Origin of the sequence: Ensifer sp. B1-9, assembly GCF_050474445.1 — a bacterium.
GTDB lineage: Bacteria > Pseudomonadota > Alphaproteobacteria > Rhizobiales > Rhizobiaceae > Ensifer.
This window is the reverse complement of sequence record NZ_JBCHVG010000001.1, coordinates 510285-523910: the sequence shown is the minus strand read 5'-3', so window position 1 is coordinate 523910 and position 13626 is coordinate 510285. Positions and strand designations below refer to the sequence as shown.

Annotated in this window: 12 protein-coding genes and 1 riboswitch; of the genes, 5 read left to right on the top strand and 7 right to left on the bottom strand. The window is 64.2% G+C overall.

The genetic code is table 11. The features are described from left to right. Positions 1-70 precede the first annotated feature (70 nt). The 5 genes from ACQ5BM_RS02625 to ACQ5BM_RS02605 all read right to left on the bottom strand — a co-directional run bounded on the left by ACQ5BM_RS02625 (position 71) and on the right by ACQ5BM_RS02605 (position 4126). On the bottom strand, positions 71-631 hold the full coding sequence (locus tag ACQ5BM_RS02625; protein WP_429807371.1) for a DUF924 family protein: 561 nt from the start codon (positions 629-631) through the stop codon (positions 71-73). Positions 632-862: 231 nt separating this feature from the next. Continuing rightward, positions 863-1930, bottom strand: coding sequence for a FecCD family ABC transporter permease (locus ACQ5BM_RS02620; protein WP_429807369.1), 1068 nt, complete (start codon positions 1928-1930; stop codon positions 863-865). A gap of 3 nt (positions 1931-1933) precedes the next feature. After that, positions 1934-2887 carry an ABC transporter substrate-binding protein gene (locus ACQ5BM_RS02615; RefSeq protein WP_429807367.1) on the bottom strand — a complete coding sequence of 318 codons (954 nt, stop codon included), beginning with the start codon at positions 2885-2887 and terminating at the stop codon, positions 1934-1936. Further along, complete coding sequence (locus ACQ5BM_RS02610) at positions 2884-3690, bottom strand: ABC transporter ATP-binding protein (protein ID WP_429807364.1); 807 nt, start codon at positions 3688-3690, stop codon at positions 2884-2886. Before ACQ5BM_RS02610 ends, ACQ5BM_RS02615 begins: the two co-directional genes overlap by 4 nt. Positions 3691-3712: 22 nt before the next feature. Next, complete coding sequence (locus tag ACQ5BM_RS02605) at positions 3713-4126, bottom strand: DUF1636 family protein (RefSeq protein WP_429807361.1); 414 nt, start codon at positions 4124-4126, stop codon at positions 3713-3715. 105 nt (positions 4127-4231) lie between these two features. Next, positions 4232-4447, bottom strand: a riboswitch (cobalamin riboswitch). Between the two features lie 215 nt (positions 4448-4662). Here ACQ5BM_RS02605 and ACQ5BM_RS02600 point away from each other — a divergent pair. The 4 genes from ACQ5BM_RS02600 to ACQ5BM_RS02585 all read left to right on the top strand — a co-directional run bounded on the left by ACQ5BM_RS02600 (position 4663) and on the right by ACQ5BM_RS02585 (position 10687). Next, positions 4663-4956, top strand: a complete 294-nt coding sequence (locus ACQ5BM_RS02600) for a DUF1330 domain-containing protein (protein WP_429807358.1) — start codon at positions 4663-4665, stop codon at positions 4954-4956. A 434-nt stretch (positions 4957-5390) separates the two neighbouring features. Continuing rightward, complete coding sequence (gene aspT / locus ACQ5BM_RS02595) at positions 5391-7079, top strand: aspartate-alanine antiporter (RefSeq protein WP_429807355.1); 1689 nt, start codon at positions 5391-5393, stop codon at positions 7077-7079. A 50-nt stretch (positions 7080-7129) separates the two neighbouring features. Next, positions 7130-8782 carry a bifunctional aspartate transaminase/aspartate 4-decarboxylase gene (locus tag ACQ5BM_RS02590; RefSeq protein ID WP_429807352.1) on the top strand — a complete coding sequence of 551 codons (1653 nt, stop codon included), beginning with the start codon at positions 7130-7132 and terminating at the stop codon, positions 8780-8782. Positions 8783-9007: 225 nt separating this feature from the next. Further along, on the top strand, positions 9008-10687 hold the full coding sequence (locus ACQ5BM_RS02585; protein ID WP_429807349.1) for an aspartate:alanine exchanger family transporter: 1680 nt from the start codon (positions 9008-9010) through the stop codon (positions 10685-10687). A 44-nt stretch (positions 10688-10731) separates the two neighbouring features. Here the strand turns inward: ACQ5BM_RS02585 and ACQ5BM_RS02580 are convergent, their stop codons facing one another. Both ACQ5BM_RS02580 and ACQ5BM_RS02575 read right to left on the bottom strand, forming a co-directional pair. Next, complete coding sequence (locus ACQ5BM_RS02580; protein ID WP_429807347.1) at positions 10732-11001, bottom strand: hypothetical protein; 270 nt, start codon at positions 10999-11001, stop codon at positions 10732-10734. 46 nt (positions 11002-11047) lie between these two features. Continuing rightward, positions 11048-12823, bottom strand: a complete 1776-nt coding sequence (locus ACQ5BM_RS02575; protein ID WP_429807345.1) for an SLC13 family permease — start codon at positions 12821-12823, stop codon at positions 11048-11050. A gap of 479 nt (positions 12824-13302) precedes the next feature. On the opposite strand from ACQ5BM_RS02575, the gene ACQ5BM_RS02570 reads away from it, so the two are divergent. After that, the gene (locus ACQ5BM_RS02570) at positions 13303-13593 is read left to right on the top strand and encodes a hypothetical protein (RefSeq protein WP_429807342.1); all 291 of its coding nucleotides are present in this window, start codon (positions 13303-13305) and stop codon (positions 13591-13593) included. The last annotated feature ends 33 nt before the right edge of the window (positions 13594-13626 follow it).

Sequence of the window (13626 nt, the reverse complement as noted above, 5' to 3'; positions counted from 1 at the left end):
ATGTGAATACGAAAGACGGCGGAAAGATGCAAAAGCCGCCGCCAATTGCGCATCGACGCCGGATTTTTCGTCAGAAACCGGCGCCGGGCTGTGCCAGATAGGCAAGCTCGGCGTCCGTCGAGACGCGGGCCAGAAAGGCGTTGCGGTGCGGGAAGCGGCCGAATTGTTCGATCACATCGCGGTGCCGGATGGCATAGTCGAGATAGTCGGCGTCGCCGAGTTCGGTGAAAAGCTTCACCGACATGGTCTGGTCGGTCAGGTTTTCCGAATGCTCGAACGGCAGATAGACGAAGGCGCGCGCCTCCGGCTTGATCGCCATGTCGGCGCCAATGCCCACGGCGAGCTTCGCCTCATGCAGCGCCAGGCAATCGGTCGCAAAGGCCAGCGGCGTGCCGCGATACATGTTGCGCGGCATCTGGTCGAGCAGGATGATCGCCGCCAGCCGGTTCTCCGGCGTTGCCCGCCAGATCTCGCTCACCCCGCGGGCGAGCGCCAGGTGCGATGCCTGGAACCGGCGAATGCAGGCGTCGTCCAGTTCGCTGCTCACCGTGAACCAGTCGTCATAGCTGAGCTCGCCGAACCAGAAGTTCAAAACGTCCTCTGGCGTGCAGATTTCAACTTCCTTCGTCATTTGCTTCCTCGTGCCCCTCTTCTGCCGTTCCCGCCCCTTTCGGCGCGGATCGGCAGCCATGCATGTGCTAGAGCACCGTGCGTTCAGATGAACGCACTAAGGCCGCTCCAGCACTTTGATTCTAGAGCATCTTCCCGCTTTCAAGTGATTCCATTTGAAAGCGGGATGCTCTAAGACATAGGCGCGGACCGGCCCATGTCCATGCACGCACGCCCAACGTCGATGCACGCCTTACGCGCGCCGCGTGAGGATGGCAACAAAGGCGATGCCGCCGACCATGCCGGTGACGACTCCGATCGGCATGTCCTCCGGCGCCATGATGACGCGGGCCGCGAGATCGGCCATGATCAGCGTCAAGGCGCCAAAGAAAGCCGAGAGCGGGATGACCCGGACATTGTCGCTGCCGGCAAAGAGCCGTACGAAATGCGGAACCATCAGCCCGACGAAGCCGATCGCTCCCGAAAAGGCCACCATCACCCCGGTCAGGAGCGCGGTGACGACGAAGAGCGTCAGGCGGAAGCGGCGCACGGGAATGCCGAGCGTCGTCGCCGTCTCGTCGCCCATGGCAAGCGCGTTGATCTCGCGCGACCGGATGACCAGCCAGCCAAGCGAGACGACGAGCACCAGCGCCGGATAGACAAGATGCGGCCATTGCGCGAGGCCAAGGCCGCCGAGCATCCAGAAGATCACCGTGTGGGTCGCCCGCGGGTCACCGAGGAAAATCATGAGGTTACCGATCGACGTCAGCACGAAGGCGACGGCGACGCCGGCGAGCACCAGGCGATCGGCGCTGGTGCCGAGCGCGCGGGAAACGAAGGCGACCAGCACGGTTGCCAGAAGCGCGCCGCCAAAGGCAAAGAGCGGCACCGTGAGAAGACCGAGGATCATTCCGGTGTGAAGCAGCGCGACGATCGCACCGAGCGCGCCGCCCGAGGAGACGCCGAGCAGATGCGGATCGGCGAGCGGATTGCGCGTGACCGATTGCAGCACGGCGCCGGTCAGCGCCAGGCCGGCGCCGACGAGCCCCGCCAGCATGACCCGCGGCAGGCGCACGTCCCAGACGATGCTTTCACGGCCTGCCGACCAGAAGGCCTCGATGCTGCCGGGCGCGAGCTTGCTTGCGACGATCGACCAGACGGTGGTGACAGGGATCGGCGCCGAGCCGAGCGACACGCCCGCGGTCACGGTGAGGAAAAGCAGCAGCAGCACCGCGAACAGCCCGACCCCGCCGCGGATCGCCCGAACAGGAGCAACCCGCGAAACGGCAACGGGACCAGGCGACGTATCCTCGGCCAGCATCGGTTACAGGCCTTCGCCGTGAAAGGCCTTGGCGAGCCGGGCGATAGCGTCGACGTTGCGCGGCCCCGGCGTCGCCTCGACGTAATCGAGCACCACGAAGCGGTCGTTCCGGACCGCATCGACATTGGCAAAGGCCGGATTGTTCTTCATGAAGGCGATCTTGTCCTCGGCCTTCACCTCGCCGTAGTTGACGATCACTACGACCTCCGGATTGCGATCGATCACCGGCTCCCAGGAGACTTCCACCCAGCTCTTGTCGACATCGTCCATGATGTTGGCGCCGCCGGCGGCCTCGATCATCGCCGTCGGGATGCCGAAACGACCCGAGGTGAACGGCTTTTCCTCGCCGGAATCATAGACGAAGACGCGGGTCGGCTTGTCGCGGCCGGTATTGGCCCCGGCGATCTCGGCGAGCTGGCTGCGATAACCCGCGACCAGCGCTTCGGCCCGATCCTCGACGCCGAAGATGCGGCCGAGATTGAGCAGATCGACGAACATGTCGTCCATCGAAGGCTTTTCCCTGGCCATGAAATGGACGCAGGACTCGGTGAGTTCGTAGACATTGATCTTGAAGGGGGCCAGCGTCTCGGGCGTCACCTCGCCGCCGACCTTCATGCCGTAGTTCCAGCCGGCGAAGAAGAAATCGGCGTCGGCATCGAGGAGCACTTCCTTGGTCGGATATTTCTCCGAGAGCTCCGGCAGTTCCTTCACCCCCTCGCGCAGCTTTTCATCCAGCGTCTTCCAGCCGGAAACGCCGGTGTAGCCGACCATGCGGTCCTGCAGTTTCAAGGCCAGCATCATCTCGACCAGATTGACGTCGTTGGCGATCGCCCGTTTCGGCGCGGCATCGAAGGTGACCTCGCGGTTGCAGCTCTTGACCGTGACCGGATAGGCGAGCGCCGGCGCCGCCGTAGCAAGCACGAGAAGCAGGGCGGAGGAGGCAATATTGATCTTCATGAAATGGATCCCTGTCGAGGAAGTGAAAAGGAAAAGCGCGCACTGCCGGCAGCGGCAGTGCCGTGGGCGGTGGCGGTGACGCCGAAGGCGGTGGAGAGCGCCCGCGGGCTCAGCACTTCCTCGGGCGTTCCAAAGGCGGTCAGGCGCCCCGCCGTCACGATCGCCACGTCGGTCGCGAATTCGGCGGCGAGATTGATGTCGTGCAGCGTCGACACGATCGTCAGCTTCAGCGTCTGCAGCAGCTCGAGGATTTCAAGCTGGTGGCGGATGTCGAGGTGGTTGGTCGGCTCATCCAGGATGATGATGCGCGGCTCCTGGGCAAGCGCCCGGGCGATCAGCACCCGCTGCTTTTCGCCGCCCGAGAGCGTCGAGAACTGGCGGCCGGCGAGATGGGCGAGATCGAGATGGGAGAGCGCGTGCTGCACGCGCTCGCGGTCCGTGTCCGTCCAGCCGTTGAGCCCTTCCCGCCGCGGGATACGCCCCATCATCACCACGTCGCGCACGCTGAACGGAAAATCGCCGGGCATTTCCTGCAGCACGACGGCGATCGTCTTTGCCGCTTCGCGCGCCGAGATCGACCAGAGGTCGACGCCGTCGATTTTGATACGGCCCGCATTCGGCTGAACCGCCCGGTAAAGGCAGCGCAGGAGCGAGGTCTTGCCCGCCCCGTTCGGCCCGAGGATCGCAAGCCGGCTGCCCGCCTTGATCGCGAAGTCCATGCCGTCGACCAGCTTCAGCCCCGGGCGCGGCCCCCAGCAAAGCCCCTCGACGCGAAGTGCTGCTCCTGTCGCGGTGCAGGTCATGGTCTCATCCCTCCCCGCGCCGTCATTGGAAGTGGCCCGCAACGTCTTCGGAGACGAGCATCGCCGCCGGGATGCGGGCAAGCGTCTTGCCTTCAAGCCCGCGCGGCCGGTCAGCGGCACGCGCCATGCCGTCGCCGCGCTCGGCATGGGCGGCGGCAAAGCGGACGAGATCGTCGATATCCTCCTCCGGCGTAATGCCGCCAAAGAGATAGGTCGCCTTGCCCGTCGCCTGGAAGGCGATGGTGCAGGGTCGCGTGCAGGCCGCCATGCAGACCGTGCCGGCGATCGAGAAATCGCGATCGAGCGGCTCGCCGAGCGCGGCAATGCTGCGGTTGAGACGCTTTATGAGCTCGGCGCCGGGCATGCACGGGCCACCGGTAAAGCGGCAATCGGTGGAGACCGTTATCTTGTGCTGTCGGGAAGTCGTCTCGGCCATGTTCTCTCTCCGTGGGACTGACGGCAAGAGATGGCGAAACGGCAGGACGACGGATGACCGTCGCTTGGAAGCCAGTTCTTTTCCATCGGAACACCCCGTCCGTTGTGGTTGATCGGTTCGATGGCAGGTCTCCTGGCTCGCGGGTCGCGGCGCATCCACGTCTTCCCGGCTTGTCGCCAGTGACATGGTGTGAATGCGCTTTCCGCTCACAGTTGCGGGGGCAGCCACGGTTTCGGTCCCGTCAGGGTCGTCCGTTCCGTGTTCCCTTTTCAGCCGCTTCCGCATTTCCGCGGATGCAGCACCATCAACGCCTTCCTCGCATGAATCGCTGGATGAAACAACTGCTGGGGGCATGGGCTCCGGATCTATCAACATGCGGCGTTTCGTCATGCGGGACTGTTATAAAATAACATTACAAAGATCAATGCGAAAATTGGCGGTCAGCCCTTCAACTGCTTTCTGCGGGGCAAGGACATCGCTGGCGGGGACGAATGGCGTATCCTTGATCTTTGGCTTGCGCGGAAAGGAGCTCTGCCATGGCGGCCTATTTGATCGCGGATGTCGAAATCACGGATGCCGCAGCGTTTGAACAATACATCCAGGAAGTGCCGGCGACGGAGGCGCGCTATGGTGGCCGCTATCTCGGCCGCGGCGGCGCGACCCAGGTGCTCGAGGGCGACTGGGAGCCGCACCGGCTCGTCATCGTCGAGTTCCCGGACATGCAGGCCTTGCTCTCCTGGTACCAATCGCCGGACTATCAGCGCCTGAAGACGATCCGCGAGCGCTGTGCCAGGACACGGATCATGACGCTGGAAGGTGTCGCCACCTGAAGCGGAGCGCAAGACTGCCGCAAATGCCAGCCTTTACCGTCACGTCGAGCCTTGCGGCGCACGAATGAAGCCGCTGCCGGGGCATGTGCTCCGGATCCATCGACATGGGCCGTTCGCGTGTTTTCCGTCATGAGCTGACGTGACGGAGTGCAACATCAGAGTTGAATAGCCGGCGAAATTTGCCGCGACGCGACGCGCCCGCGGATCGGAGCAGAAGCGCGGCCGCGCCCCCGCTTCGCCCCGCACTGCGCCCGAAATCCCCGAAGTTTAACGTACGTTACGTCCACGTAACCCTATGGCCGTTGAGAAAACCGGCAGCCGAAGCGACAATTCGCGAGGCTGGGATCGGGCATCGACAAGGCACCGAAAATCAACCTAGCCGCGCAAGTCCCGAAATGAAGTGATGGCAACTCAACTTTCTACAGGGGATGGCAGTGAACCCAATTGACTTCTTCGTCGAGACGCTTCGGACCTATCCTCCCGTTGCCGTCTTCCTCGCCCTCGGCATCGGTTTCCTGGTCGGCCCCATCAAGGTCGCGGGCTTCAATCTCGGAAACGTCACCGCTACGCTTCTCGCGGGCGTTCTTATCGGGCAGCTCGGCATCCAGGTTTCCGGTGACCTGAAATCCACCTTGTTCCTGATCTTTCTGTTCGCCGTCGGTTACGGTGTCGGCCCGCAATTCGTGCGGGGCTTGAGCACCGACGGTCCGAAGCAGATCGCCTTTGCGCTTTCGGTCCTGGTGCTCTGCCTGATCGTTCCCTATCTCTGCGCGCTGATTGCCGGGCTGCCGCTCGGCTACGGCGCCGGCATGTATGCCGGGTCGCAGACGATCTCGGCCGCGATCGGCGTTGCAACCGACCAGATCAATTCGCTCGGGCTCACGCCGGAGCAGGCCAAGACCTTTGCCGACCAGATCCCGATCGCCTATGCAGTGACCTATATCTGGGGCACGATCGGCTCCGCGATCATCCTCGCCCAGCTCGGGCCCAGGCTTCTCGGCATCGATCTTCCGGCGGCTTGCAAGGAATATGAGGCAAAGCTCGGCGGCGGCTCCGAAAACAGCGAGCCGGGCATCACCCGCGCCTATCACGATTTCGGGCTCCGGGCCTATCGCATCGATCAGCAAAGCGGCCTCACCGGAACGCCGGTCAGGAACCTGCTTCCCGGCATCCGCGTCTATGTCGAGCGCTTGCGCCGCGGCAACGAGATCATCGAGGCGGACGGTAACACCGTGTTGCAGCCGGGCGACGTCGTCGCCTTCTCCGGCCGGAGAGCCCTGCTTGTCGAGAACCTGGATTCCAAGCTGACGGAAGTCGAGGACAAGGAACTCCTCAACGCCGAAGCCGAGGTCGTCGACGTCTACGTGACCAACAAGGCGCTCGCCGGCAAGACGCTGGCCGACGTCAGCACCGAGGACTGGGCGCGCGGCGTCTATGCCCGCAAGATCGTGCGCTCGCTGGTCGAGATCCCGGTCCTGCCGGGCACCACCGTCGAACGGGGCGATATCGTCACCATCGGCGGCGCCAGGCGGCATGTCGAAGCGGCGATCAAGGCGCTCGGCTTTGCCGACCGTCCGGTTGAAACCACCGACATCGCTTTCCTTGGCTGGGGCCTCTTCATCGGCGCGATGGTTGGTGCGCTGACACTGACGATCGGCGGCATCCCGATCGGCCTTTCGACGTCCGGCGGCGCCCTGCTTGCCGGCCTCGTGCTCGGCTGGCTGCGCACCACCTACCCCGCCTTCGGCCGGATCCCCTCGCCGGCGCTGTGGCTGATGAACACGCTCGGCCTCAACATCTTCATCGCCGTCGTCGGCATCGGCGCCGGCCCGGGCTTCGTTGCGGGCCTGCAGGAAGTCGGCATCTCGCTCTTCATCTGGGGCGTGGTCGCAACCTCCATCCCGATGATCGCTTCCGTCCTCATCGGCCACTTCGTCTTCCGCTTCCACCCGGCGATCCTGTTCGGCGCCTGCGCCGGCGTCCGCACGACGACGGCAGCGCTCGGCATGATCCAGGAAGCGGCCAAGAGCAAGGTGCCGGCGCTCGGCTACGGCATGCCCTACGCCATCGGCAACACGCTGCTGACCATCTTCGGCCTCGTCATCGTCATCATGCTCGCCTGAGGCGGGCCAGAAAACCAAACCATCGTTCATAATTCACAGGGAAGTGGATCATGTTGGACAGAAACTTCTATGACAGCATTTCCGACCTCAGCCCGTTCGAGATCAAGGACGAACTGATCAAGCTCGCCAAATCGAGCTCGCAGAAATCCGCCAAGGCTTTCCTCAACGCCGGCCGCGGCAATCCCAACTGGACGGCGACGCGCGCCCGCGAAGCCTTCTTCCTGCTCGGCCAGTTCGCGCTGACGGAGGCCAAGCGCGCCTATTACGACCCGAAGGCCGGCGTCGCCGGCATGCCGCCCCAGGACGGCGCGCATCAGCGCTTCCAGAAATGGGTGAAGAAACAACTGCAGGTGACGGCCGACGTTGATGATGAGGATGAAGGCGTTCCGCCGGCAAAGACCCTCCAAAGCGCGGTCGACTACGCCATCACCACCTTCGGCTTCGACGCGGATGCCTTCGTCCACGAACTGACCGACTCGATCATCGGCGACAACTATCCGGTTCCGGACCGGGCGCTGCACCACAACGAGATCATCACCCACGAATATCTGATGTGGGCGATGTGCGCCGGTCACCGGCCGGACGTGAAGTTCGACCTCTACCCGGTCGAAGGCGGCACCGCCGCCATGTGCTACATCTTCAAGGCGCTGAAGAACGCCCGCATCCTCAACGCCGGCGACACGATCGCGCTCGGCACGCCGATCTTCACGCCCTACCTCGAAATGCCGCAGCTCGAGGACTACACGCTCAAGACCATCAATGTCAGCGCCGAGCAGGAAGACCGCTTCCAGTTCACCGACGAGGACATCAAGGCGCTGGAAAACCCCGAGGTGAAGGCGCTGTTCCTGGTCAATCCCGGCAATCCGTCCGCCGTCGCCCTCGATCCGGATTCGATCAAGCGCCTCGTCGACCTCGTCAACAACAAGCGCCCCGATCTGATCATCCTTACCGACGACGTCTACGGCACCTTCGTTCCGGGCTTCCAGTCGCTGCTCGGCCATCTGCCGCGCAACACCATCGGCGTCTATTCCTATTCGAAATATTTCGGCTGCACCGGCTGGCGCCTCGGCGTGGTCGCCGTTGCTCAGGACAATATCTTCGACGAGCGGATCAAGGCGCATCCCGAGCCGATCCAGGAGCTTCTCGAAAAGCGCTACAAGGCGATGACGCCGAAGCCGCGCGAGGTGAAGTTCATCGACCGCATCGTCGCCGACAGCCGCGACGTGGCGCTGAACCACACCGCCGGCCTTTCGCTTCCCCAGCAGGTGATGATGACGCTCTTCAGCCTGGTGGAGCTGATGGACGTCGAGAAGGCCTATCAGAAGGCCTGCATCGCCATCTGCGTCAAGCGCTTCTGGAACCTGATCGAGGGCATGGGGGTCGAGTCCAATCCGGGCATCTATTTCGACCACTATTACGGCATCATCGATTTCGAGTTCTGGCTGCGCAAGTATGTCGGGCAGGATGTCGTCACCTGGGTGAAGGACAATATCCACCCGCTCGACATTCCCTTCCGGCTGGCCGAGGACCACGGCATCGTTCTCCTGAACGGCTCCGGCTTCGATGCGCCAAGCTGGTCGGCGCGCGTTTCCTTCGCCAACCTCAATGACGACGCCTATTCGCAGATCGGCCGCGCCGTGCGCTCGGTCGCCCGCGGCTACGTCCAGACCTACCAGGCCGCCAAGGGTCTGAAGATCAGCTAACCGATCGAGGCGGCCGACCAGTCCGTGGCCGGCCGCCTCCCCCTACGGCGCAACTCTTTGAACGCTGCGTGTTTTGTCCTGCAGATGGAAACATGCAGTCGGGCGGAAGCAGACGCCCTATAGTCCAGCCACATCCAGATTTCCCGGCGGGACCCTGCCGGCAGTCAAGCAGCGCATCATCGGGCTGAAGTGCCGCTTCGGCCTGGAGTCGGGAGGAGACGCCGCGTGATCGACCACCTGTTCAGCATCCTGCGGGCGCATCCCGAGCTCGCGCTGTTCCTCGCGCTCGGCATCGGCTACGCGATCGGCAAGATCACCATCTTCGGCGTGACCATCGGCGCCGTCACCGGTTGCCTGCTGGCCGGCGTGCTCATCGGCCAGACGGGAGCCGAACTTTCCAACGACGTGAAGCAGGCGTTCTTCCTGCTGTTCCTCTTCGCCATCGGCTACCGCACCGGCCCGCAATTCTTCCAGAGCCTCAATGCCGATGCCCTGCCCCAGATCGCCGTCACGGTGACGCTCTGCGTCGCAGCCCTCGCGGCGGCGATCCTTCTCTCGATCTTCTTCGCTTTCGATCTCGGCACGGCCGCCGGCGTGCTTGCGGGCGGGGCGACGGAATCGGCGACCGTCGGCGTCGCGATCGATACCTTCCGCAAGACGGCACCGACACCCGAAGCCGCCAGCCAGTTCGAATCCGCCGTGGCCACCGGCTTTGCGGTCGCCTATCTGGTCGGCGTCGTCACCGCCATCCTCGTCCAGTCGCAGCTCGCGCCGCGCATGTTCGGCCGCAGCCTGAAAGAGGCCTGCGCCGAGCTCGAAGCCGAGCTCAACATCGCCCCTCATAACCGCGGCGACACCGCCCGCCGCGAAATCGAAGCGCGCGCCTTCGCGATCGCCGACACATTGGTGGGCCTGACCGTCGCGGAGGCAGAAGCGAAGGTCCCGGAGCATCAGAAGGCCTATATCGAGCAGATCCGCAGGGGCAACGAGATCATCTCCCCCGCCCCGAAGGAACGGCTGCAGGCCGGAGACATCATCGCGGTCGCGGGCCTTCGCGGTTTCCTGGTCGACTATGCGGGCCGGATCGGCACCGAGGTCGACGATCGCGAACTTCTCGACATTCCGGTCGAACTTCTCGACGTGGTGCTGACGAACAAGGATGTCGCCGGCAAACGCCTGTGGCAGCTCAAGCAGCAGCCGGAAGCGCGCTCGGTCTTCCTGCGCGGCATCCTGCGTGCCGGCCAGCCGATCCCGATCTTCCCCGGGCTGACGGTCCGCCGCGGCGACGTGCTGTCGATCGCCGGCGCCAAACGCCATGTCGAGGACGTGGCTGCCGTGCTCGGTTATGCCGATCGCAAGACGACGGCGACCGACATGGTCTATGTCGGCGTCTTCATCTTCCTCGGCGGCCTCATCGGCATACCTGCGCTGAAACTCGGAGCGCTGGAAATCGGCCTCGGCGTTGCGGTCGGCGTGCTGATCGCCGGCCTCGTTGCCGGCTGGCTGCGCTCGGTCCGGCGCACCTTCGGTTTCGTGCCGGAGGCAACGCTCTGGTTCTTCGACAGCGTCGGGCTCTGCGCCTTCATCGCCTGCGTCGGCATCTCGGCCGGCCCGAGCTTCATCACGGGCCTCGTCCAGTCCGGCCCGGCGCTCGTCATCGCCAGCTTTCTGATCTGCCTGATATCCCACCTCGCGGCGCTCGCGCTCGGCCGCTGGGTGTTCCGCATGAACGAAGGCGTGCTCGCCGGCACCTGCTGTGGCGCCGGAACGTCGGCGCCGGCGCTCGCCGCCGTGCAGGAAAGTGCCGGAAGCCAGGTGCCGACATTGGGTTATGGCCTCGGCTACGCGATCGGCAACGTGCTCTTGGCGCTCTGGGGAGCGGTGCTCGTCACGGTTCTCGGGTAGCCGGCGAATTGAACCCCGAAGGATTTTCGGGCGGCGGTCCACCGCTAGGGAGATACTGGTGGCATGGGGAAGGTTTCGGCTGCTGACGATGCAAGATCGTCCCAAAGCAGAAGCGCGCGCCCAGCTTCCGTCCAACGCCCAAATCGCGCCCCCTGCTCGGACATCTCCATGTAGCCAAATGCCGCCAGCGCCTCGAAGGCCCGCTCCCCCGCCGACATTGCGTAGCTGTCGACCAGACCATCGGGGCGTTCTTCGAGATACTGTCTCACCATCCGCGCCAGGGCGCTCAGGGTCAGCTTTTGGCGATTATCCATGATCTCACCTCCGAGGGCCGGTGCCATATACTCAATTAACAGACCGCTATCGCAGCGGCCACACCATCATCAGCGTCGGCACGCTGACGATGACAATCACGACGGAAAGCGGCAGGCCGAGGCGCGGATAGTCGCTGAAGCGGTAGCCGCCCGGGCCCATGACGAGCGTATTGCACTGGTGGCCGATGGGCGTGAGGAAATCGCAGCCGGCGCCGATGGCGACCGCCATCAGGAAGGCTTCCGGCCTGTAGCCGAGTGCCCCGGCAAAGCTGGCCGCGATCGGCGCCATGACGAGAACCGTGGCGGCGTTGTTGAGAAACGGCGTTACGGCCATCGCCGCAAGCAGGATCAGGGTCAGCGCGCCCGCAGGCGGCAGGCCGGCGGCGACGGTGCCGAGCCATTGGGCGATGAGCTCTGTCCCCCCTGTCGTTCGCAGGGAATCGCTGACCGGGATCAGCGCCGCCAGCATGACGAGGATCGGCCCATCGATCGAGCGGTAGAAATCGCGCAAGGGAATGATGCGCAGAACCACCATGGCAAGGGCGGCCGCAAAGAAGGCGATCGGTACCGGCACGAGACCGACCGCAGTCGAGCCCATGGCGGCGGCGAGAACGAGGATCGGCAGCGGCGCCTTGCGCCTGGTGCCGAGCAGGATCTCGCGCTGGGCCAGCGGCAGACAGCCGAAATCCTGCAGGAAGAATGTCAATTCGTGCCGCGCGCCCTGCAGCACCACGATGTCGCCCGCCCTCAAGCGGATGCTGCCGAGCCGCTGCTTCAGCCTCTCGCCCTGGCGGCTGACGGCAAGCAGGTTGATGTTGTGCGTGTTGAAGAGTGCCAGCCGCTGGGCCGACATGCCCTCGAGCGGCGAGCCGCTGCCGACGACCGCTTCGATTGCCTCGATCTCGGACCCGGCCTTTTCGCGACCATTGGGCGAACGGTCGCCCGCAATCTTCAGCTTGGCTTGGGAAACGATGCGATCCAGCGCCGCATGGCCACCTTCGAACAGCAGAATGTCCTCGGCTTCGAGCTTGATATCGGGCAGCGGCGCCAGATGCAGGCCGCGACGGAAGATGGCGACGACGACGGCGCCACCGTCGCCGAGCTTGACCAGGTTGCTGAGCGGCTTGCCGATCGCCGGCGAGCCGGCGGCGACGACGGCCTCGGAGGTGTAGTCGGTGATCTCGATCGCCTGCTGCACGGAGACCTGCTGGCTGGTGCGCTGCGGCACCAGCTTATAGGCGAAGAGCAGGAAGATGCAGCCGATGAGCGCCAGGGTCGCGCCGACCGGCGTGAAATCGAACATGCTGAAACTCTCGCCGGTCAGTTCCTGGCGAACGCGCGAAACGACGATGTTCGGCGAGGTGCCGACCTGGGTCATCAATCCGCCGATCAAGGACCCGAAGGCCATCGGCATCAGGAAGGCGGAGGGCTGGACGTTCGACCGCCGGGCAAACTGGAAGGCGACCGGCAGCATGATCGCGAGCGCCCCGATGTTCTTGATGAAGGCGGAAAGCACGGTGACGGTGATGACCAGCAACGCAAGCTGCGCCCGCACGGACGAAATATTGGGCAGAAACCGCTGGATCGCCGCATCCACCACGCCTGAGCGCGCAACCCCGGCACTGACGATCAGCGCGCTGCCGACGATGATGACGATATCGTCGCTGAAACCGTCGAAGGCATGATCGAATGGCACGATGCCGACGGCCACCGCCAGCATCAGCGCCGAACAGGCGATCACGTCATATCGAAACCGGCCCCAGATGAAGAAGGCCATCATCGCGCCGATGACGATAAACGCGAGAGACTGTTCGGCGGTCATGCAGTACCCGGTCTAGACAGGAAGGGACGGACGGAGAAATGAGCAAGGCACGAAGCCGAAACGCACGACCCGCCGGAACGTTCACGGGAGAAGTAACGCATCTTTCCCCGGACCGGAATTCGGCTCAGCGACAAATCTGGGTACGAAGGCGAAATTCGCCCGCTACGGCAGCGCCCCACCCACACCGCGAGGACGCTTGGAGCGGTCACGGCGCAAAATCCCGGCAGGAGGTGTTGGCGCGGCGCGGCCACGCCTCCGACCGTCTGCGCCTGCGGAAGATCTGTCTCCTCCGTCGCTCCGCCCAAGGGTGGGCGCCGCCGAAACCCATGGCTGCCGACATGATTGCCCACTCTTGGATTTGCATCAGGAAATTGTACAATAGATCAAAGCGTTGCAGCGCGTTCCGCAATCCGCCCGAAGGCAAGGAACCTGCCTGCGCCTTCCGCAACAAGCGCCCCCGCAATTCGAGGATCGCCGCCATGAAACACGCCCTTGCCGCCTTCTCCGTCGTTCTGCTTCTCAGTAGCTGCACCGCGGGCGGCTCCAGCTACTACGGCTATTCGACGAATCTCGAGCCGATCCCCGGTAGCATCACCTATGGCGGCCAGCCGCGCACCAAGCTGAAGAAGGCGCCGGTCGGCAGCATCGTGCCGCACCAGTTCATCGATCCCTATGGCCGGAAGGTCTATGAGACCTACATCATCGAACCGGACCGGTCCTTGCGCCTGACCAGCCGGCGCTGGCAGCCGGAATTCCTCTTCGACGACTAAGGCGTGTCGCGCAAAAATGCGTAGCGGTTTTGC